This is a genomic window from Peribacillus sp. NPDC056705 (assembly GCF_043656335.1).
Map to the genome: position 1 here is coordinate 1 of NZ_JBHTYI010000221.1, position 1,229 is coordinate 1,229.

The window sequence follows — 1,229 nt, forward strand, 5'->3', positions numbered from 1 at the left end:
GCGTCGGCGACGATGCATTCGGTCAGGAAATTTTGAACAATTATCGCGCCAACCATGTTGTTACAGACCATGTGGAACCGGTTACAGGTATGGCGAGTGGTACAGCCCACATTATTCTGGCTGAAGGGGATAACAGTATCGTGGTCGTGAAGGCTGCCAATGATTATGTTACGCCGGACTATGTGGATCAGGCGATTGATGTAATCAAAGCTTCCGATATGGTGCTTCTTCAACAAGAGATTCCGGAGGAGACTGTGGTGCATGTTAGCCGTCTATGCGCCGAGCATCAAATACCGTTCATGCTGAATCCGGCCCCTGCTAGGGTCGTGCCTCAATCAGTCATCGATCTAGCATCGTATATTACGCCTAATGAGCATGAAGCTGCCATTATGTTCGGCGACCAGCCGCTGGATGAAGTGCTCCGGCGCTATCCGAACAAGCTGATTGTGACCGAAGGCAAAAGAGGCGTTCGTTATTACGATGGCATGCAGGAGATTGTTGTCCCAGGCTACCAGGTCGAGGTGGTGGATACAACGGGAGCCGGGGATACCTTTAATGGTGCATTTGCCGTGGCTTTGGCGGAAGGCCAAGGGATTCGCGACAGCTTGAGGTTTGCGAACCGGGCGGCATCGTTATCCGTTACCCAATTCGGTGCGCAAGGCGGGATGCCTTCCCGAAGCGAAGTGGAAGGGAGTCTATAGCACATGAAGAAACAAGGGATGCTGAACAGTCATATCGCGAAGGTGCTGGCAGATCTCGGTCATACCGATCAGATCGTTGTGTGCGATGTGGGTCTTCCCATTCCGCCAGGCGTTGAGAAGATCGACTTGGCCTTAACGTACGGTACGCCCAGCTTTATGGACGTCGTTGAGGCGATTGCCGATGATATGGCTGTCGAGAAGATCATAATCGCGAAGGAGATGAAATCCGAGAATAGGGAAACACTGCAATATATACATGAGCGTTTCTTGGATTGCGAAGTAGAAGCATGGTCACACGAGCAGTTCAAGTCACTGACGAAGCAGGCGAAGGCCGTGATCCGCACGGGGGAAGCCAAGCCGTACGCGAACTGTATCTTGCAGGCGGGTGTTCATTTTGGATAATAAGGAGGCAGTACGATGCATATTGAAATGACTAACATTCATAAGTCTTTCGGTGCGAACCGGGTGCTGACAGGCGTGGATTTCGATCTCCGGGAAGGAGAGGTTCACGCGCTTATGGGCGAGAAC

At 51.9% G+C, this 1,229-nt stretch carries 2 protein-coding genes and 1 pseudogene; all 3 read left to right on the top strand.

The features are described from left to right. On the top strand, positions 1-701 hold a 701-nt coding region (locus ACFRAK_RS29110; RefSeq protein WP_394573215.1), incomplete at its 5' end, for a PfkB family carbohydrate kinase. A gap of 3 nt (positions 702-704) precedes the next feature. Further along, complete coding sequence (gene rbsD / locus ACFRAK_RS29115; protein ID WP_394573216.1) at positions 705-1,103, top strand: D-ribose pyranase; 399 nt, start codon at positions 705-707, stop codon at positions 1,101-1,103. Between the two features lie 15 nt (positions 1,104-1,118). Next, a pseudogene (locus ACFRAK_RS29120) lies at positions 1,119-1,229 on the top strand (sugar ABC transporter ATP-binding protein); the annotation flags it as partial.

Bases quoted from the DNA above. Each gene is read 5' to 3' on its own strand.
- rbsD (WP_394573216.1), top strand. From the start codon at position 705: ATGAAGAAACAAGGGATGCTGAACAGTCATATCGCGAAGGTGCTGGCA.